The organism is Actinosynnema sp. NPDC037264 (assembly GCF_055603705.1).
Map to the genome: position 1 here is coordinate 439,647 of NZ_JBVJVK010000002.1, position 20,214 is coordinate 459,860.

The following is a 20,214-nucleotide window of genomic DNA, read 5'->3' on the forward strand; positions in this document are numbered from 1 at the left end:
TGACCATGAGGCTGGTGCCCTTGCCGTCGCCGTCGGCGCTCCTCGTGCCGCCGGCGCCGGCGACGGCGACACCGGACGGCCCGACGAGGGTCGACGGGTACGTCGTCGACCGACCGGGACCGGGACGCTTCCCGTTGACGTCCCGGGGCAAGGCCGCCGCCCTGGTGGTCAGCGACGCCGACCACCCCGGCGTCGTGCGGGTCGTCGGCGACCTGCGCGACGACGTCGAGCGCGTCACCGGCGTGCGGCCGGAGATCACCTCGGCGCCGCGCGGCGACGTGGTGATCGTCGGCACGGTCGGCCGGAGCCCGTTGATCGACGACCTGGTGGCGCGCGGCAAGCTCGACGTGTCGGCGATCGAGGGCCGGTGGGAGACCTCGCTCCAGCAGGTCGTGCACCACCCGGCGCCGGGCGTGCGGCGCGCGTTCGTCATCGCGGGCAGCGACCAGCGCGGCACGATCTTCGGCGCGTACGACGTCTCGCGCGAGATCGGCGTGTCACCTTGGCACTGGTGGGCCGACGTCCCCCCGGCCCACCGCGCCGAGTTGCACGTGCTGCCGGGCAGGCACGGCCAGGGCACGCCCGCGGTGAAGTACCGCGGGTTCTTCATCAACGACGAGAACCCGGCGCTGGGCCGGTGGGCGCCGGAGCACTTCGGCGCCGGTCGCGCGCCGGGCTTCCCGGCCGGCTTCAACCACCACTTCTACGCCAAGGTCTTCGAGACGGTGTTGCGGCTCAAGGCCAACTACCTGTGGCCCGCGGTGTGGGGCCGGGCGTTCGCCGAGGACGACCCGCTCAACCACGCGACCGCCAAGGCGTACGGCGTCGTCATGGGCACCTCGCACGAGGCGCCCATGATGCGCGGCATCGAGGAGTGGAACCGGCACGCGAAGGCGGGCGAGAGCGACCCGTACGGCGGCAACGGCGAGTGGAGCTTCCGCCGCAACCGCGACGCCGTCGTGCGGTACTGGACCGACGGCGTGCGGCGCATGAAGGACGAGGGCTTCGAGGGCGTGGTCACCCTCGGCATGCGCGGCAACGGCGACGCGAGCCTGTCCGACGGCGACGGCATCGAGCTGATGCGGGAGATCCTGGCCGCGCAGCGGGAGATCCTGGCCCGCGAGGGCATGGCCGACGTCCCGCAGGTGCAGACCCTCTACAAAGAGGTCCAGCGCTACTGGGAGAAAGGGCTGCGCCCGCCGGACGACGTGACGGTCGTGTTCGCGGACGACAACTGGGGCAACATGCGCAAGCTGCCCGACCCGTCGTCGCCCCCGCGCGCCGGCGGGTACGGGCTCTACTACCACTTCGACTACGTCGGCGGCGGGCGCAACTACAAGTGGGTCGACACCACCTCGCTGCCGAACGTGTGGGACCAGCTGCACCAGTCCTACGAGTACGGCGTCGACCGGCTGTGGGTCGTCAACGCGGGCGACGTGAAGGGCAACGAGCTGCCGCTGCAGTTCTTCCTGGACTACGCCTGGGACCCGGGGCGCTGGCCGGTGGAGAGGCTGGGGGAGTGGGAGCGGCGTTACGCGGCGCAGAACTTCGGCCCGCGGCAGGCCGGTGAGATCGCGTCGGTCCTGCGCGAGTACGCCAAGCTCCAGTCCGCCCGCAAGCCGGAACTGCTCAACCGCAAGGCCACCGCCGTCGGCGCCACGATCACCTACGACGACCAGGCCTCGCCGTTCAGCCTGACCGACTACCGCGAGGGCGAACGCGTCACCGAGCGGTGGCGGCGGTTGGCGGACCGGGCCGAGCGGGTCCGCGGCGCGCTGCCGCCGTCGTCGCGGGACGCCTACCACCAGCTGGTGCACTACCAGGTGAAGGCGACGGCGAACCTGTACGCGTTGCGGCTGGCCGAGTTCACCAACCTGCTCCACGCGGCGCAGGGCCGTGCGTCGGCGAACGCGTTGGCGGACGCCACCGACGCGCGGTTCGCCGAGGACCAGGCGATGTCGGACCACTACGGCACCGTGCTCGCGGGCGGGAAGTGGCGCGGCTTCCAGACCCAGCCGAAGATCGGCTACGGCGACGTCGCGCGGTACGGGCCGAGCGCGTCGTGGCAGCAGCCGGAACGCGACGGCGACGTGCTGCCGGACGAGGTGTTCCCCGCCGTCAAGCGCCTCGACCTGCCGCGGGTGGCGGAGATGGGCGTGGCGGTCGACGGCTCGGACCAGTGGTGGCCCGCCGCGCCGGGGCCCGCGACGCTGCCCGCGTTCAGCCCGCACCAGTCCCAGCCGGGGCAGTACGTGGAGGTGTTCAACCGGGGCGCGATCCCGTTCGACTACTGGGCGACGCCGGGCGCGGCGTGGCTGGAGGTCGACCGGCCGCACGGCACGGTGCGCGACCAGGTCCGGCTGGACGTGCGCGTGGACTGGTCGCGCGCGCCGAAGGGGCGCGTCGAGGTGCCGATCACGATCACCGGCGCGGGCGCGCTGGTGACCGTGCGGGCGGTCGTCGAGAACGACCTGGTGGAGCCACGGGGTTTCGTGGAGGCCAACGGCTACGTCTCGATCGAGGCCGCCCACGCGACCCGGGTCGTGGACGGCGACGGCGTGCGGTGGCGGCGGATCCCCGACATCGGCCGCACGGGCGACGGCGTGGAGCCGTTCCCGGTGACCGCGCCGAGCCGTGAGCCGGGGTCGCCGACCGGGCCGCGGCTGGAGTACGAGCTGACCGTGCGGGCCGACGGGCCGGTGACCGTGTGGGCGTACCTGTCGCCGCGCAACCCGGTGCTGCCCGGGCCGGGCCTGCGCTACGCGGTGTCGTTCGACGACCAGCCGCCGCAGGTCGTCGACATCACCGCGGCCACCGGCGCGGACGACACCACCATGAACCGCCAGTGGGAGCACAACACGTCGGACAACGTCAACCGAACCGCCACCGGGCACCGGCTGGACGCGGGCGCGCACACGCTCAAGTTCTGGATGGTCGACCCCACCGTGGTGGTGCAGAAGCTGGTCGTGGACACGGGAGGCCTCAGGTGGAGCTACCTGGGGCCCCCGGAGAGCCGCCGAGTCCACTGACCGGGCTGGGGCGTGAGGGGGACTATGGCGGTGGTCCCCCTCACGTCCCGCCAACCCGCTACCTCATGGCGAGCGTGATGGCCGTGCGTCGCGCCGGGGCTAGAGGTGCGCGCGCAGGTGGCGGAGCTTGCGCTCGTCGTGCACCCGCGGCGTGGTGTGCCCGCTGAACGGGAACACCGCCATCTCCTTCGGCGCGGTGATCTCGTTGTAGGCCGCGTACACCGTGGACGGTGGGCACACCTCGTCCATCAGGCCGACGCTCAGCAGCGACGTCGCGGTGATCCGCTTGGCCAGCAACGCGCCGTCCACGTACCGCAGCGTGTCGCGGGCGGCGGGGATCAGGTCGACGTGCTGCGCCAGGAACTTGGCGATCTCCGCGTACGGCTCGGCGTCGGTCAGGGTGATGGCCCGCTGGAAGTCGCACAGGAACGGCACGTCCGCGTGGCAGACCTTCACCGCCTCGCCGTTGAGCGCGGCGGCGGCCAGCGCCAGCCCGCCGCCCTGGCTGCCGCCGGACACCGCGATCCGCGTCTCGTCCACCCCGTCCAGCGAGGCGGCCACCTCGACGGCACGGGCGGCGTCCACCATCAGGCGCGTGACGTAGTAGGTCTCGGGGGCGGCGATGCCGCGCGTCATCACGCCGGGGTGCTCGGGGCCCGCGAAGCCGGTGTCGGGGGTGGCGCCGAGCGTCCACCGACCGCCCTGGCCGCGGGTGTCCATCACGAACACCCCGTAGCCGACGGACGGCAGCAGCGCGTGCTCCGACGGCAGGCCGCGCCCGCCGCCGTAACCGATGTAGCAGACGACGGTCGGCAGCGCCTCGACGCCGGCGCCGGCGGGGCGGAGGTACCAGCCGCGCACCCGGTCGCCGCCGTGGCCGGAGAACTCGACGTCCCAGACCGAGAGCGGTCCGTAGGCGTCGGCCGCGTACGGGGTGAGGACCGGTGGCAGCGCGGCGGCGTGCGCCTCGTCCAGCCGTGCCTTCCACCACAGGTCGAGGTTGTCCGGCTCGGCGGTGTCGGTCCGGTACAGCGCGAGCTCCCGCTCGGAGAGGTCGAACCAGGGCACGGCGGTCCCCTTTCCATAATCCGTTAAGCGCTTAATTACCCTACCGGGCTGAGCCGCGGGTACCGCCGCTAGACTTGATGATCACCGACCGAGGAGGCGCGGGTGGTAGGTGGTAAGCGTCCGACCATCTCGGACATCGCCAAGGCCGCGGGCGTGTCCACCGGCGCGGTCTCCTACGCGCTCAACAACCGGCCGGGCGTCTCGGAGCCGACGCGTCGTCGGATCATGGACATCGCCGACCGCCTCGGGTGGGTGCCCAGCAGCGCGGCGCGGTCGTTGAGCGACGGTCGGGCGAACGCGATCGGGCTGGTGGTCGACCGGCCCGCGCGGGTGATCGGCGTCGAGCCGTACTTCATGCAGCTGATCTCCGGGATCCAGGGCGCGCTCGCGGGCGGGCCGACGTCGTTGCTGCTCCAGGTGACGGACAACTCGGCGGCCGAGCTGGCGGCGTACCGGCGGTGGTGGGGCGAGCGGCGGGTGGACGGCGTGCTGCTGGTCGACCTGGTCCAGAACGACCCGCGGGTGGAGCTGGTGCGTGAGCTGCGGCTGCCCGCGGTCGTGCTCGGCGAGCCGGTCGTGCCGGACCTGCCGTGCGTGTGGACGGACGACGAGCTGGCCGTGGCGGAGGTGCTGGAGTACCTGGTCGCGCTGGGGCACCGCCGCATCGTCCGGGTCGCGGGGCCGACGAAGTTCGTGCACACCCAGACCCGGTCCCGCGCGTTCACCACGGCCGCCGCGCGCCTCGGCCTGCCCGACGCCCGCGTGGTGCACGCCGACTACTCCGACGAGGCCGCCGCCCGCGTGACCCGGCGGGTCCTGACGAGCGGCATCGCGCCCACCGCCCTGGTGTTCGACAACGACGTGATGGCCGTGTCCGCCCTCGGCGTGGCCCACGAGCTGGGCCTGACCGTGCCCGACCAGCTCTCCCTCGTGGCGTGGGACGACTCGGCCCTGTGCCGCCTGGTGCGCCCGGCGCTGTCGGCGGTCCGCCGCCCGATCGCCGAACGCGGCGCCGCCGCCGTGCGGCTGCTCCTCGACGTGATCAACGGCGCCCCGGCCGAACAGGTGAAGACCTCGGACCCCGAACTGGTCCCCCGCTCCAGCACCTCCCACCCCCCGACCCCTTGACCCACGCCCCTCGCGAGTCGAACCGCCAGCGCCGGCGCGGGACACGCGAAGGGTGGGGGTGGTGTGCCGGCGCGGGGTGTAGGAGACTTGCGCAAGGCGGTCTGGGAGCGGTCCCAGACGGTCTCTTCGCGGTGCGGTCGAAGCTGTGGGCAGTGGGGTGGGGGAGCGGGTGCGGGCCGGGGTTGAGAGGCGAACCGGGCGTTGACACTTAAGCGGTTAATTGCTTTGGTGTTGAGGCCTGCCGCAGGCAGGCGCGCTGCCCTGCGCTCGCTACGTCAACGTCGACAACTACGCGAGGTACATCCATGCGCAAGCGATTCGCCTTGGTGGGCGCCGCCGTCGCCGCCTTGGTCCTGTCACTGCTGACGGTGACGCCGGCACACGCCGCGGCCGGGTTCACCGTCAGCAACGGGCGTCTGCTCGACGCCAACGGCAACGACTTCGTGATGCGTGGCGTGAACCACGCGCACACCTGGTACGCCGACCGCACCACCCAGGCGCTCAAGGACATCAAGGCCACGGGCGCCAACACGGTCCGCGTCGTCCTCAGCTCCGGCGACCGGTGGACGCTGAACAACGCCGCCGACGTCGCGGGCGTCATCAGCCAGTGCAAGGCCAACAAGCTCATCTGCGTGATGGAGGTGCACGACACCACCGGCTACCAGGAGCAGAGCGGCGCCGTCAGCCTGGCCCGCGCCGTGGAGTACTGGAAGAGCATCCAGAGCGCCATGGCCGGCCAGGAGAAGTACGTCATCCTCAACATCGGCAACGAGCCGTGGGGCAACACCGGCTACACCGGCTGGACCCAGGCGACCAAGGACGCCATCACCTCGCTGCGCTCGGCGGGCTTCGAGCACACGATCATGGTGGACGCGCCGAACTGGGGCCAGGACTGGGCCTTCACCATGCGCGACAACGCCGCGTCGGTGTTCGCCGCCGACCCCCAGAAGAACACCGTGTTCTCCATCCACATGTACGGCGTGTTCGACACGGCCGCCGAGATCAACGACTACCTGAACCGGTTCGTCACGGCGAAGCTGCCGATCGTGGTGGGCGAGTTCGGCCACGACCACTCCGACGGCAACCCGGACGAGGACACGATCTTCGCCACCACCCAGTCGCTCAAGCTGGGCTACCTGGCGTGGTCCTGGTCGGGCAACGGCGGCGGCGTCGAGTACCTCGACATGGTCACCGGCTTCAACGCCGCCCAGCTCACGAGCTGGGGCCAGCGCGCGGTCAACGGCGCGAACGGCATCAAGGCCACCTCCCGCCAGGCCACCGTCTACGACAGCGGCACCGGCCCGGACACCACCGCGCCGTCCACGCCCGGCACCCCGACCGCGTCCGGCGTCACCTCCACCGGCGCCACGCTGTCCTGGACCGCGTCCACCGACAACGTCGGCGTCACCGGCTACGACGTGGTCCGCGTGAACGGCACCACCGAGACCGCCGCCGCGAGCACCGCCACGACGACGGCCACCGTCACCGGCCTGTCGGCGAGCACCACCTACACGTTCGCCGTGTACGCGCGGGACGCGGCGGGCAACCGCTCCACCCGTTCCGGCACGGTCAACGTCACCACCCAGCCCGGTGGCGGCGGCCCCGCGTCCTGCGCGGTCACCTACAAGATCGCGGGCCAGTGGCAGGGCGGCTTCCAGGGCGACGTGAAGATCGCCAACACCGGCACGGCCGCGGTGAACGGCTGGACGCTGCGCTGGACCTGGGCCAACGGCCAGACGGTCAGCCAGTCCTGGGGCGCCACCACGACCCAGTCCGGCTCCACGCTGAGCGCGACCAACGTGTCCTACACCGGCACCATCCCGGCGAACGGCTCGGTCAGCTTCGGCTTCATCGGGTCGTGGAACGGCACCAACTCGGCGCCCACCGCGTTCACGCTCAACGGCGCCACCTGCACGACGGCCTAGAGGAGCACGCGATGTCGAGAAAAGCCGCGGTCGCGGCACTGTTAGCGGCGTTGGCCACGTTCGTCGGCCTCTTGGTGGCCGCACCCGGCCAGGCGGTCGAGGCCGCCGCGCCGACGCGGATCATGGCACTGGGCGACTCGATCACGGGCTCGCCGGGCTGCTGGCGCGCCCTGCTGGACCGCGACCTGCGCGCGGCCGGGCACACGAACATCGACTTCGTGGGCACCCGCGCCGGTGACGGCTGCGGGTTCGCCTACGACGGCGAGAACGAGGGCCACGGCGGCGCGCTGGTCACCGCGGTGGCCGACCAGAACCAGCTCGTCGGGTGGCTGGCCGCCACCAACCCGAACGTGGTGCTCATGCACTTCGGGACCAACGACGTCTGGAGCAACCGGTCGACCGCGACCATCCTGGCCGCCTACGGCAAGCTGGTCGACCAGATGCGCGCCAACAACGCGAGCATGAAGGTGATCGTCGCCAAGATCATCCCGATGGCGGCGAGCGCCTGCGCGGAGTGCCCCCAGCGGGTGGTCGACCTGAACGCGGCGATCACGGGCTGGGCGGCGGGCAAGTCCACCGCGCAGTCGCCGGTCACCGTGGTGGACCAGTGGGCCGGGTTCAACACCGCCAGTGACACCTACGACGGCGTTCACCCGAACGCGTCCGGTGATCGCAAGATCGCGGACAAGTGGATCCCGGCCGTGGTGTCCGCGCTCAACGGCACCACGCCCACGTCCACGACCACTACGACCACTACTACTACGACGACCACCACGACCACCACGACTTCCGCCCCCGGCGGGTCGTGCGACGTCGAGATCAAGGTCGTCAACCAGTGGCCGGGCGGGTTCACGGTGGAGATCACCATCCGCAACGGCGGCGCCTCGCCGACCCGCGGGTGGCGCATCGGGTTCACGTTCAACGCCGGCATGTCCCTCAGCCAGGGCTGGAACGGCTCCTTCACCCAGAGCGGCACGGCGGTGACGGTGTCCAACACGTCCTGGAACGGCGGCATCCCGCCGGCGGGCTCGACCAAGGTCGGGTTCAACGGCACCGGTGACGCCACCGGCTGGGTGCCCGTGCCGATCTGCACGCTGTCCTGACCGGACCTCGCGGGTGCGCCCGGCACCGGGCGCACCCGCGAGCCGTCAGCCGGCGACGTGACGGCTCGGCGGGCGCCCGGCCGGCGTCCCCGAGCAGCGGCGACCGGCGGACCCGACCGCCGGTACCCTCGGCAGGGGGTGGTGCGTCGTGACCGAGCGCAAACCGGCCGGTGTCGGCTTCGAGACCTGGATCGAGCGGCAGATCCGCGAGGCGCAGGACCGCGGTGACTTCGAGGACCTGCCCGGTGCGGGCCGGCCGTTGAAAGGGCTGCACGAGCCGCACGACGAGCTGTGGTGGGTGAAGGAGAAGCTGCGCCGCGAGGAGGGCACCGCGCTCCCCCCGACGCTGCTGCTGCGCAAGGAGGCCGCCGCCGCGCGCGAGGCCGCCGGTCGGGCGCGCACCGAGGCCGAGGTGCGCTCGATCCTGGCCGACATCAACGCCAGGATCGTCGAGGCGATCCGCAAGCCGATGTCGGGACCGCCGCTGAACCTGATGCCTTACGACGTCGAGCACGTGGTCGAGCAGTGGCGGGCCGACCAGGCCGCCCGGGGCTGACCGGGCCGCTCGGCGACGTCCGACTCCGCCGGCGACGCGGACCCGGCCACCGGGCCGGATCACGCCTTGGAACAGCCGGCGCGAGATGGTCGCCCGCCGGCCCTGCGCAGCGACGACCACGGCTCCGGGGCCGCCGGCGACGCGTGCCCCGGTCGGATCACGGCGCGCGTCAGCCGACCCCGGCCGCGTCGAGCAGCGCCGTCGCGGTGGTGACGCCGAGGCCGGCCAGCGGTTCGGCCCGCACCACGGCGCGGGCGCCCGAGCCGTCGAACACGATCGTCAGCTGCGCGGCCAGCGTGTCCGGGTCCGCCACGCCCGCCGCGCGCGCCTCGGCGGCGAAGAAGTCGGTCAGGGCCTGCTTGTGCCGGCGGGCCACCGCGTTGGCCGGGTGGCCGGCGTCCTTGAGCTCGGTCGCCGTGGCGACCAGGGGGCAGCCGCGGTAGCCCGGTTGCCCGGTCAGCCCGTCCTGCGCGCGGAACACGTGCAGGATCCGCTCGCGCGGCGTGCCGCCGTCCGGGGGCAGCAGCGCGGCGTCGTAGCCCGGCGCCCGCCGGTCGAGGCTGGCCGCGATCAGCTCGTCCTTGCTGTCGAACAGCACGTACATCGACCGCTTGGAGACGCCGGCCGCCTTGCACAGCGCGTCCACGCCGACGCCGACGCCTTCCCGGTAGAACAGCTCGCCCGCCGCGTCCAGCAGGCGGTCCCGTGGGGTGGTGGTCACCCCCGCAGGTTACCGCCGGAGTTGCGGTGGGGAAACCGATCGGTTTACAGTCGGCCGAGGAAACCGATCGGTTTCCACCTTGGGAAGGATTGGCATGACCACCATCAACGGGGCGACCGCCCTGGTCACCGGCGGCAACCGGGGCATCGGCAAGGCCCTGGTCGAGGCCCTGTACGCGAGAGGCGCGCGGAAGGTCTACGCGACCGCCCGCGACCCGCGCACCGTCACGCACCCGGACGCCGTCCCGGTCGAGCTGGAGGTCACCGACCCCGCCTCGGTCGCCGCCGCCGCGGCCCGGGCGGACGACGTGACGATCGTGATCAACAACGCGGGCGGGCTGGTGAAGGCGTCCTTCCTGGACTCGCCGCTGGACGACGTCCGCCGCGAGTTCGAGACCAACTTCTACGGCCCGCTGCACGTGGCCCGCGCGTTCGTGCCGATCATCGAGCGCAACGGCGGCGGGCACCTGCTCAACGTCGCCTCGGTCCTGTCCTGGGTGGCGATCAGCGGCTCCTACAGCGCCTCGAAGGCCGCCCTGTGGTCGCAGACCAACTCCCTGCGCCTCGACCTGCGCCCGCGCGGCATCCAGGTCACCGGGCTGCACGTCGGCTACGTGGACACCGACATGACCGCCGGCGTCGACGCGCCCAAGAGCGATCCGCGCGACGTCGCGGAGCTCGCGGTGGACGGCATCGAGGCCGACGCCTTCGAGGTGCTGGCCGACGAGCTGACGCGACAGGTGAAAGCCGCGCTGGCGCAGGACGTCGCCGTGCAGTACCCGGCCCTGGTCGGCGCGGGCCGGTAGTCCGTCACCCGCCGCGGCGGCTGCGCCGGGCGATGCTGACGTTCCCGGACGCCGCGTGCAGTCGTCGAGCCGGGTCGTGCTGCGTCAAGCCGCGCCGGCGCCGCAGTTCGGGGAGGACGGCGCTGATCGGTCGCGGTCGGCGTTCCTCGTCGTCACGTGCGGGTCGGCGCACGGCGGACGAGTGGTCCAGTCCGGTTGACTGTGGTGGCAACGGCACCGACCAGTCCACAGTGGACCCGCCGCTCGCCCGGACGCCGCCTGCCGAGCGCGGCATCCGGGCGACGGCGCGGTGGCCAGGCCCACGCGCCGCCACGGCGGGGCGACCACCACCGCGACCTCGGCGGCGCCCGGTTCGCCGGTCGCCTCGTACCGCGCGATCGCAAGGCCCCGGCCGGTGGTGTCACGGGCGGCGCGTCACGGGCGTGAACCGCACGTGCCGCCCGTCGGCCAGTTGCCGGGCTCGCGCGTTGAAGGATCCCGTTGGCATGGAATGTCTCTCCTGTCGACGACGAGTGCGGGCAGCCACGCCGTCGGAGCCGCTGGTAGGGGAGGGGCGCCGTGATCGGGGCCGGCCACGGGCGCGTCCGCCGGCCGTGCGGAACCCGACCACCCCCCGATTCCGGCCCCCTCGCGGGCGTCGGCGCAGGGGGCCGATGCGCGCCCCTGACGGCGGCTCCCGTCAGGGTGGTGGCGCTGTCACCCTGGGTACCCCGCAGCCACATGCCAGTTGGATCCCCTCCACCGCTCTAGTGGAATTGCGAGGTGCGGCGATGGCAGAACCTCAGCGCGTCCCGGCACACATCGGGGTCGAGGACGTGGAGCGCTTGGCGGCCGAGACCGAACGCCTGCGCGACGTGGACTACCGGCGGGGCGGCGGCGCGTGCCGCGACTCGGCGGTCGAGTGCGCGACGCGGCACGACCGGCTGCTCGACGTCGCCGCCTCGGGCGCGGTGCGCGAGCGGCTGCTGGTGGCGTTGGCCGACCTGCACAACCTGGCCGCGTGGACGTGCTTCGACACCGGTTTCGAGCCGGCGGCCTCGCGGCACTGGGACCGGGCGCTGGACTTGGCGGTGGAGGCGGGCCGGCACGACCTGGCGGCCAACGTGCACTACCGCGTCGGCCGGATGCGGCTGCACGGCGGCCGGCGGCGCGAGGCGCTGGAGGCGTTCGCGTCCGGGTTGGTCGCGGCCCGGCGGGCGGGTTCACGGCGCGCCGTCGCGATGCTGCTCGCGAACCAGGCGTGGGCGCGCGCGGGGTTGGGCGACAAGGACGAGGCGGTGCGGCTGCTGAACCTGGCGCAGGACGAGTTCGCCCGCGCGTCCGGCCCGGCGCCGGGATGGGCGCGCTTCTTCGACGAGACGGACCTGTGCGGGTTGACCGGCGTGGTGCTGACCGACCTGGCCCGAACGGTCGACCCGTCGCGCACCGCGCCCGCGATCGACTCGCTCACCGCCGCCGTGGCCGGCTATCCGGAGGCCATGACGCGCAGCCGCGCGTTCAGCCTGATGGCGTTGGCCGCCAACCACTTGGTGGACGGGGACTTCGACCACGCGGCCGACGTGGGCGGGCGGGCACTGGCGCTGGCGGGCACGATCCGCTCGACCCGCGTCGCCGACCGGCTGCGACCGCTGCGCCACCTGGCCGACCGCCACCCGGCCAACCCGCACGCCCGAGCCCTGTCCGCCCGGATCGGCGCCTTCACCCCGCCGGTCTGACGGCCCACCGCCACCGCCCTCGGACGCCGCCGCGTTCGAGGGCGGTCCGATGTCCCGCCTGGCACCGCTTCCGCCTGCAAGCCGCCGGGTCGGGTGTCGGTCTGACGCCCCACCGGGACCGCTTCCCGCCGCGCCGCCGTCGTCGGTTATCGGTCCGACGCTTCATCAGTACTGCGTCCCACATCCGCCCGCGTCGCACCGGTACCGGTTCCACCATCCACACCGCTGCCGACCGGACGCGGCGGTGGGCCGGTCGCGCCATCGAATTCGACTCGAATTCGACTAGGCGTCGAATCACGTCGTCGAACAGCCATCGAACGAAGTTACGTCGTTGACGTGTGGCGGATACTTTCGCAATACTCTGTTCGCACATCTGGAACGTGTTCACATTTATGAACAAATTCGCCGGGGAAGGCCCCTCGTCATGCGGATACTCAGTACTGCGCTCGTGCTTTCCTGCGCCCTTGGCGTGATCGCGGCGGCACCCGCGCACGCAGGCCATGACCTGGGGAGACAGGTTCTCCAACCCGGTGACGGCTGGGCTTCGAGCGGTGCCGGCACGACCGGTGGGTCGGCCGCGACCACCGAGCACGTGGTGCGCACTGCGGCAGAACTGCGGGCCGCCCTGGCGTCGCCCGCCCCGCGCCTGATCAAGGTGCGCGGCGTCATCGACTTCAGGGCTGATTGCGCAACGTATGCCACGGACGGCTACACGCTCGCGGGCTATTTGGCCGCATACGACCCCGCTGTTTGGGGGCGTGACACCGAGCCGAGCGGCCCGCTGGAGGACGCCCGCGCGGCGTCCGCCCGCCGCCAGGCGGAGGCCATCGCGCTCACCGTCGGCTCGGACACCACGATCGTCGGCGACGGCAAGGGCGCGGGCATCACCGGCGCGAGCGTCCGCATCCACGGCGCGAGCAACGTGATCGTCCGCAACCTCACGTTCCGCGACACGCGCGACTGCTTCCCGCAGTGGGACCCGACCGACGGCGCCACCGGCAACTGGAACTCCGACTACGACGCCGTCTCGCTGAACCGCGCCACGAACGTCTGGGTCGACCACAACACGTTCACCGACCAGCCGTCCCCGGACAGCGCGGCGCCGACCTACTTCGGCCGCCCCTTCCAGCAGCACGACGGCTCGCTCGACATGACCAACGGCACCGACCTGGTCACCGCGTCGTACAACCTGTTCGAAGACCACGGCAAGACGATGCTCATCGGCTCGTCGAACACCTCGACCACCGACCCCGGCAAGCTGCGGATCTCGGTGCACCACAACGTGTTCCGCAACGTCGAGGAACGCCTGCCGCGCGTCCGGTTCGGCCAGGTGCACGTCTACAACAACCTGTACGAGCCCGGACCGACGTTCGTCTACGCGTGGGGCGTCGGCGTGCAGTCGAAGCTGTACGTGGAGAACAACTACGTCAAGCTGGGCAACGGCGGCGCGGTCGAGGACCTGATCTACAACTGGGGCGGCACGGCCATCACCGAGGTCGGCACGCTGGTCGACGGGCGGCCGGTGGACGTGCTCGACGCGTTCAACGCGGCCAACCCGACCGCGCAGCTCGCCGGCGACGCCGGCTGGACCCCCGAGTTCACCCGCGGCCTGGAGGCCACCTCCCGGGTGAAGAACCTCAAGGCCGGCGCGCAGCAGCGCGAGCGCTACCACGTGGCCAAGGGCACGGACTTCGACACGGTGCAGGCCGCGATCGACGCCGCGCCGCCGGGCACCACCATCACCATCGGCAAGGGCGTGTACCGCGAGGTGATCCGGGTGCCCGCGACCAAGCCCGACCTGACCCTCAAGGGCTCCACCGGCACTGCGCGCGACGTCGTGATCGACTACGACAACGCCAACGGCACCAAGAAGCCCGACGGCACGACCTACGGCACCACCGGCTCGGCCACCGCGACCATCGAGGCCGACGGCTTCACCGCGCGCGACCTCACGTTCAGCAACTCGTTCGACCGGGCCGCGCACCCCGAGATCACCGGCACCCAGGCCGTCGCGGTGAAGGCGACCGGCGACCGGCAGTACTACGACCGCGTCCGCTTCCTCGGCCACCAGGACACCCTGTACGCCGACACGCGCGCCGTGGGCACGAAGGCCCGCCAGTACTACCGGGGCGGCGAGATCGTGGGCGACGTCGACTTCATCTTCGGCCGCGCCACCGCCGTGTTCGACCAGGTCACGATCAAGGCGCTCGACCGGGGCGGCGACCCCAACGGCTACCTCACCGCCGCCAGCACGCGCCGCGACAACCCGCACGGCTTCCTGATCATGAACTCCACGATCCTGAGCGACGCGCCCGCGGGCACCTACTACCTCGGCCGGCCGTGGCACCCCGGCGGCGACCCGGACGCCATCGCCTCGGTCGTCATCCGCGACACCAAGCTGCCCGCCGCGGTGAAGACCGCGCCGTGGACCGACATGTCCGGCTTCTCCTGGCGCGACGCCCGGTTCGCCGAGTTCCGCAACTCCGGCCCCGGCGCCACCGCCGGCCCCGACCGGCCGCAGCTGACCCACGACCAGGCGGCACAGCACACCCTGCGCGCGTACCTCGGCGACTGGAACCCCGCATGAGGACTCGCACCTGGGCGCCCTACGCCCTGATCGCACCGACGCTGGTGCTGATGGCGGTCTTCCTGGTCTACCCGATCGGGAGCGTCGTCTACTACAGCCTCCAGCGGTACAACGTCACGCAGCCGTGGAAGAACGGCTTCGCGGGGCTGGACAACTTCAAGCAGATGCTGTTCGACGACCCGCTGTTCTGGCAGAGCCTGGCGTTCAGCGCCAAGTGGGTCTTCGTCGAAGTCGGCCTGCAACTGCTGCTCGGCCTCGTGCTCGCCCTGATCGTGAACGAGACGTTCATCGGCCGGGGCATGGCGCGGGCGCTGGTGTTCTCGCCGTGGGCGGTGTCCGGCGTGCTCACCACGGGCATCTGGATCCTGCTGCTCAACCCGTCGACCGGCATCTTCCAGGAGCTGTCGAACCTCGGCATCGGCTCGCCGGGCACCTCGGTGCTCGGCAACCCCGACACCGTGTTCGAGGCCCTCGTGGTGACCGAGCTGTGGCGCGGCGTGCCGTTCTTCGCGATCCTGCTGCTCGCCGACCTCCAGAGCATCCCCAAGGACCTCTACGAGGCGGCGTCCGTGGACGGCGCGAGCCGGTGGCGGCGCTTCACCAGCGTCACCCTGCCGCACCTGAAGGACGCGATCATCCTGTCGACGCTGCTGCGCGCGGTGTGGGAGTTCAACAACGTCGACCTCATCTACACCCTGACCGGCGGTGGTCCGGCCAACCAGACCACCACGCTGCCGCTGTACGTGGCCAGGCAGGCCGTCGACTCGCACAACTTCGGGTACGGCTCGGCGCTCACCGTGGCCGGGTTCCTGATCCTGTTGTTCTTCTCGATCGCCTACCTGCGGTTGTCGAAGTTCGGGAGTCGTGCATGACCGAGACGTTGACCCGACCGCCGGTGGACACCCCGCCGCCGCCCCGGCAGCCGACCAAGCGGCGTCGCCGGGCCGTGGCCGAGGAGCCGGGCAAGCCGTGGATGATCCACGTGCCGCTGGTGCTGTACCTGCTGTTCACGCTCATCCCGTTCTACTGGATGCTGGTGTTCGCGGTGCGGCCGGCCGGCTCCACGCAGCTCGTGCCGTGGCCGATCTCGTTCGAGCACTTCGACACGGTGTGGAACGACATCGGGTTCGGCATCTTCTTCTACAACAGCGTGATCATGGGCTTGGGCGTGCTCGTGTTCGTGACCATCCTGTCGGTGATGGGCGGGTACGCGCTCGCGCGGTTCCGCTTCCGCGGCCAGCGGGTGTTCCTGCTGGCCATGCTGTGCAGCCAGTTCATCCCCGGCGCGATGATGCTGATCCCGCTGTTCGTGATCTTCAAGGGGCTGGGGCTGCTCAACAGCATCACCGGCCTGGTCATCGCGGAGGTGGCGTTCCAGCTGCCGCTCTCGCTGATCCTGATGAGCGGGTTCATCCGCAACATCTCGGTGGAGCTCGAGGAAGCCGCCATGGTGGACGGTTGCTCGCGCGTGCGCGCGTTCTTCGCGGTCGTCCTGCCGCAGCTCAAGCCCGCCCTGGTGGCGGTCGGGTCGTTCGCGTTCATCGGCGCCTGGAACCAGTTCCTGTTCGCGCTGATGTTCGCCACGAAGCAGGACAAGTTCACCCTGCCGGTCGGCCTGAGCTACACGTTGGGTGAGTTCAACACCGACTTCGGGGCACTCGCCGCCGGTGGCGTGGTCGCGGCCGTGCCGGTGGTCCTGGTTTTCGCCGTCGTGCAGCGGTTCCTGGTGCAGGGGCTCAGCGCCGGGGCTGTCAAGGGATAGGGAGCATCATGAGAAAACTGCTGGTCGCCGTGGCCGCCGCCGCCTTGGCGCTGTCCGCCTGCTCGTCCGAGGGAGGTGCGGGCGCCGACGGGAACGTCACCATCACGTTCTGGGACAACAACGGCGGGCCCGCCCGCGAGCCGATCTACAAGGAGCTGATCTCGCGCTTCGAGAAGGCGAACCCGACCATCAAGGTCGAGTACGTCGGCATCCCCAGCGCGTCGGTGCAGCAGAAGTACGACACGGCCATCGCGGGCGGCGAGACGCCCGACGTCGGCGGCGTGACCACCTCGTACCTCGCGCACCTGGTCGGCCAGGAGGCGTTGGCGCCCCTCGACGACCGCATCAACAGCGGTCCGCTGAAGGACAAGCTGCTCCCGTCGCTGGTCGAGACCGTCCGCCAGACGGCGCCGGACGGCAAGCTCTACATCGTCCCGTCCTCGGCCAACATGGACATCGTCTGGTACCGCACCGACTGGTTCTCCGACGCAGGCCTTGAGGCGCCGAAGACCTGGGACGAGTTCATCACCACCGCCACCAAGCTCACCGACACCGGCGCGAACAAGTACGGCTACACCATCCGCGGTGGCGCGGGGTCGGTGTTCCAGCTGATCACCGAGGCCTACGCGTACTCCGGCGTGGACACCTTCTTCAAGGACGGCAAGAGCACCCTCAACGACCCGGCCAACGCCGAGCTCGTCGACAAGGTCGCCGACCTGTACAAGAAGGCCACCCCCGAGGCCGACGTCAACAACAGCTTCACCCAGATGATCGCCCAGTTCACCGGCGGCTCGGTGGCGATGATGCACCACAACCTCGGCTCCTACAGCGACGTCACCAAGGCGCTGGGCGACAAGGTCGCCGCGATGCCGCTGCCGGTCGGCCCCAGCGGCAAGCGGACCGTCGTGCCCAACCCGACCGACGGCTTCGCGGTGTTCAAGAACAGCGAGAACCAGGACGCCGCCTGGAAGTTCGCCGAGTTCCTGACCTCGGCCGAGTCCAACAGCTACTGGAACGAGAAGGTCGGCCAGATCCCCGCCAACACCGACGTGCGCAGCGCGGCGTGGATCGACTCCGCCGCCCACGTGAAGATGGCGCTCGGCGTGCTGGAAGACCCGGCCACGGTCCTCGTGCCCGCGCCGGTCTACCTGCCGCAGTACTCGTCGATCACCAAGACCGACAGCGAGCCCCAGTACCAGAAGGTGCTCCTCGGCGAGCTTACCGGCCAGCAGTTCCTGGACGACATGGCGAAGAAGCTCACCGAGGCGCAGAAGGAGTGGGAAGACCGCAAGTGACTCCTCCCCCTCTGGCGGGAGAGGACTCCCGCCAGAGGGGGAGGTTCCAGGACCCACCTGCCCGGAACCGGGCCGAGCGCGGCGCCGGCACGCCGTTCGCACACCGACCACCTGAGCGAGGGGATGTCATGAACAGGGCTCCGTCCCATCCGGTCGAGACCGGTCGTCACGCCGGAGGCCGCGCGAGCCTGCGGAGGTCGCGGTGATCGAGCACGTCGAGGTCTCGGTGTTCACGACGACCGCGTGGACCGCGGTGGACCCGCACGGGCACCGGCACCCGAGCGCCGAGCACGAGGTCCGCGAGGCGCTGCTCGAGATCACCGACTCCGACGGCGCCGTCGGGCGCGTCCAGGTGCACCCCGACCAGCTGCGCCCCGCCGTGCTCGACTCGATCGTGAAGCCCGTGCTGATCGGCGCGGACCCGTGGGACCGGGAAGGGCTGTGGCGCAAGATGGCGCGCAAGCAGCGCGGCTCCCACGGCCGGTTCACCGACCGGGCGCTCGGCTACGTCGACACGGCTTTGTGGGACCTGGTGGGCAAGCGGGTCGGGCAACCGGTGTGGAAGCTGCTCGGCGGCGCCCGGTCCCGCGTCCCGGCCTACGCCAGCACCATGTGCGGCGACGAGATCCCCGGTGGGCTGAGCACGCCCGGCGACTACGCGGCGTTCGCGAAGCAGCTGGTGGAGCGCGGCTACCGGGCGATCAAGCTGCACACGTGGATGCCGCCGGTGCCCGGTGCGCCCAGCGTGCGCGCGGACATCGCGGCCTGCGAGGCGGTGCGCGAGGCCGTCGGGCCCGAGGTCGAGCTGATGCTCGACGCCAACCACTGGTACTCGCGCACCGAGGCGCTGGAACTGGGCCGGGCGTTGGAGGAGCTGGGCTTCTACTGGTTCGAGGAGCCGATGGAGGAGGCGTCGATCAGCTCCTACCGGTGGCTGGCCGAGCAGCTGTCCATCCCGGTGATCGGCCCGGAGGTGGCCTGGGGCAAGCACCTGACCCGCGCCGAGTGGATCACCTCCGGCGCGTGCGACATCCTGCGCGCGGGCCCGACCGACGTCGGCGGCATCTCGCCGACGGTCAAGGCCCTGCACCTGGCCGAGGCGTTCAACATGGACTGCGAGATCCACGGCGACGGCTCGGCGAGCCTGGCCGTGCTCGGCGGCACGGACAACGGCCGCTGGTACGAGCGCGGCCTGCTGCACCCGCTGCACGACTTCGACCGCGTGCCGCCGCACCGGCTCGCGATGGCCGACCCGCTCGACGCGGACGGGCACGTCACCCTGACCTCCTCTCCGGGTCTCGGCGACGAGTTCGACGTCGAGCACATCCGCAAGCACACCGTGGAGAGGTGGTGAGTCCGGTGTAGGCCTTCGGTCGCCGCCACGTCGCAATACCGCCGCCGGTTCCCTTTTCATCCACAGTCGTATGGAGGAAACCGCATGTCCCGCAAGATCTCCCGCGCGCTGCTCGCGGTGTCGGCCCTGGCCGCATCCGTGATCATGGCGCCCTCGGCCAACGCCGCGTCGTTCAACCTCCAGGGTTGGGCCACGCAGTGCGGCGGTACCACCGGTGGCGGCAGCGCCACGCCGGTCACCGTCAGCAGCACCTCGGCGTTCGTGTCCGCGGTCGGCTCGTCCAGCGCCTCGGTGATCCGCGTGTCCGGCACCATCTCCCTGTCGAGCATGACGAAGGTGGCGTCCAACAAGACGATCATCGGCGTCGGCTCGGGTGCCACCATCACCGGCCACGGCCTGAACGTCTCCAACGCGTCGAACGTCATCATCCGGAACCTGAACTTCACCAACTGGGCGGACGACGCGATCAACGTCCAGTACTCGACCAGGGTCTGGATCGACCACAACAGCCTGCGCAACGGTTACGACGGCGCCATCGACATCAAGCGCGCGTCCGACTGCGTGACCGTGTCGTGGAACAAGATCAGCTCCCACGACAAGACCATGCTGCTGGGCCACAGCGACGACAACGGCGGCGAGGACCGCGGCAAGCTGCGCGTGACCTACCACAACAACTGGTTCGACGGCACCAACCAGCGCCACCCGCGGGTCCGCTTCGGCAACCCCGTGCACGTCTACAACAACTACTACGGCGGCGTGACGTCGTACGGTGTCGCTTCCACGGAGGAGGCGGGCGTGCTCGTGGAGGGCAACTACTTCGAGAACACGCGTGACCCGTTCCACCGCGGCGAGGGCAGCTCGGACCCCGCCAACCTGGTGGCGCGCAACAACCACTTCGTCAACTCGGGTTCGGGTGACCAGGGCGGCAGCGTCAAGGCGATCCCGTACGGCTACAGCCTCGACAGCGCGAGCAGCGTGAAGTCGACCGTGCAGAGCGGCGCGGGCGTGGGCAAGGTCGGCTGAGCGCTCGCCTGACCAACCCCGCCGGATCGGCGGCCCCCGGCGACTCTCCTTGGGTTCTAGTGGTCGTCGCAACACCCCAGTTGGGGAGTTGTGGTGGATTTCGAGATCCGGGATCGGTCGGTCAACCTGGGCGGTCGGCGTCT

General features: G+C 71.2%; 16 protein-coding genes. 13 read left to right on the plus strand and 3 right to left on the minus strand.

The window, feature by feature from the left end; all coding sequences use genetic code 11:
* The first annotated feature begins 5 nt into the window (after positions 1-5).
* Positions 6-3,029 carry a glycosyl hydrolase 115 family protein gene (locus ACZ7GX_RS04545; RefSeq protein ID WP_498772773.1) on the plus strand — a complete coding sequence of 1,008 codons (3,024 nt, stop codon included), beginning with the start codon at positions 6-8 and terminating at the stop codon, positions 3,027-3,029.
* A 99-nt stretch (positions 3,030-3,128) separates the two neighbouring features.
* On the opposite strand, the gene ACZ7GX_RS04550 is transcribed toward ACZ7GX_RS04545, so the two are convergent.
* Entirely contained in the window at positions 3,129-4,097 is a 969-nt protein-coding gene (locus ACZ7GX_RS04550; RefSeq protein WP_498772775.1) for an acetylxylan esterase, read from the minus strand.
* 102 nt (positions 4,098-4,199) lie between these two features.
* Between ACZ7GX_RS04550 and ACZ7GX_RS04555 the strand changes: the two genes are divergently transcribed.
* The 4 genes from ACZ7GX_RS04555 (at position 4,200) to ACZ7GX_RS04570 (ending at position 8,809) form a co-directional block, all read left to right on the plus strand.
* Positions 4,200-5,225, plus strand: a complete 1,026-nt coding sequence (locus ACZ7GX_RS04555) for a LacI family DNA-binding transcriptional regulator (protein WP_498772777.1) — start codon at positions 4,200-4,202, stop codon at positions 5,223-5,225.
* A 305-nt stretch (positions 5,226-5,530) separates the two neighbouring features.
* Complete coding sequence (locus ACZ7GX_RS04560; RefSeq protein WP_498772779.1) at positions 5,531-7,150, plus strand: cellulase family glycosylhydrolase; 1,620 nt, start codon at positions 5,531-5,533, stop codon at positions 7,148-7,150.
* An 11-nt stretch (positions 7,151-7,161) separates the two neighbouring features.
* A complete protein-coding gene (locus ACZ7GX_RS04565) occupies positions 7,162-8,253 on the plus strand; it encodes a cellulose binding domain-containing protein (protein WP_498772781.1) in 1,092 nt (363 codons plus the stop codon).
* A gap of 148 nt (positions 8,254-8,401) precedes the next feature.
* Entirely contained in the window at positions 8,402-8,809 is a 408-nt protein-coding gene (locus tag ACZ7GX_RS04570) for a DnaJ family domain-containing protein (protein WP_498772783.1), read from the plus strand.
* Between the two features lie 169 nt (positions 8,810-8,978).
* On the opposite strand, the gene ACZ7GX_RS04575 is transcribed toward ACZ7GX_RS04570, so the two are convergent.
* The gene (locus ACZ7GX_RS04575) at positions 8,979-9,530 is read right to left on the minus strand and encodes a TetR/AcrR family transcriptional regulator (RefSeq protein ID WP_498772785.1); all 552 of its coding nucleotides are present in this window, start codon (positions 9,528-9,530) and stop codon (positions 8,979-8,981) included.
* Between the two features lie 94 nt (positions 9,531-9,624).
* Here ACZ7GX_RS04575 and ACZ7GX_RS04580 point away from each other — a divergent pair, with 94 nt between their 5' ends.
* Entirely contained in the window at positions 9,625-10,335 is a 711-nt protein-coding gene (locus ACZ7GX_RS04580; protein ID WP_498772787.1) for an SDR family oxidoreductase, read from the plus strand.
* Between the two features lie 4 nt (positions 10,336-10,339).
* Here the strand turns inward: ACZ7GX_RS04580 and ACZ7GX_RS04585 are convergent, their stop codons facing one another.
* Positions 10,340-10,609 carry a hypothetical protein gene (locus ACZ7GX_RS04585; RefSeq protein ID WP_498772789.1) on the minus strand — a complete coding sequence of 90 codons (270 nt, stop codon included), beginning with the start codon at positions 10,607-10,609 and terminating at the stop codon, positions 10,340-10,342.
* A gap of 211 nt (positions 10,610-10,820) precedes the next feature.
* Between ACZ7GX_RS04585 and ACZ7GX_RS04590 the strand changes: the two genes are divergently transcribed.
* The 7 genes from ACZ7GX_RS04590 to ACZ7GX_RS04620 all read left to right on the plus strand — a co-directional run bounded on the left by ACZ7GX_RS04590 (position 10,821) and on the right by ACZ7GX_RS04620 (position 20,071).
* Positions 10,821-12,050 carry an NsdA family TPR-like regulatory protein gene (locus tag ACZ7GX_RS04590; protein WP_498772791.1) on the plus strand — a complete coding sequence of 410 codons (1,230 nt, stop codon included), beginning with the start codon at positions 10,821-10,823 and terminating at the stop codon, positions 12,048-12,050.
* 595 nt (positions 12,051-12,645) lie between these two features.
* Positions 12,646-14,637: a pectinesterase family protein gene (locus ACZ7GX_RS04595; RefSeq protein WP_498772793.1), complete on the plus strand. Its 1,992-nt coding sequence runs from the start codon at positions 12,646-12,648 to the stop codon at positions 14,635-14,637.
* Positions 14,634-15,509, plus strand: a complete 876-nt coding sequence (locus ACZ7GX_RS04600) for a carbohydrate ABC transporter permease (RefSeq protein WP_498772795.1) — start codon at positions 14,634-14,636, stop codon at positions 15,507-15,509. The genes ACZ7GX_RS04595 and ACZ7GX_RS04600 overlap by 4 nt, the downstream gene beginning before the upstream one ends.
* Positions 15,506-16,399, plus strand: a complete 894-nt coding sequence (locus ACZ7GX_RS04605; protein ID WP_498772797.1) for a carbohydrate ABC transporter permease — start codon at positions 15,506-15,508, stop codon at positions 16,397-16,399. Before ACZ7GX_RS04600 ends, ACZ7GX_RS04605 begins: the two co-directional genes overlap by 4 nt.
* Positions 16,400-16,407: 8 nt before the next feature.
* The gene (locus tag ACZ7GX_RS04610; protein WP_498772799.1) at positions 16,408-17,694 is read left to right on the plus strand and encodes an ABC transporter substrate-binding protein; all 1,287 of its coding nucleotides are present in this window, start codon (positions 16,408-16,410) and stop codon (positions 17,692-17,694) included.
* Positions 17,695-17,896: 202 nt separating this feature from the next.
* Entirely contained in the window at positions 17,897-19,048 is a 1,152-nt protein-coding gene (locus ACZ7GX_RS04615) for an enolase C-terminal domain-like protein (protein WP_498772801.1), read from the plus strand.
* 84 nt (positions 19,049-19,132) lie between these two features.
* Positions 19,133-20,071, plus strand: coding sequence for a pectate lyase family protein (locus ACZ7GX_RS04620; RefSeq protein WP_498772803.1), 939 nt, complete (start codon positions 19,133-19,135; stop codon positions 20,069-20,071).
* Positions 20,072-20,214: the final 143 nt, after the last annotated feature.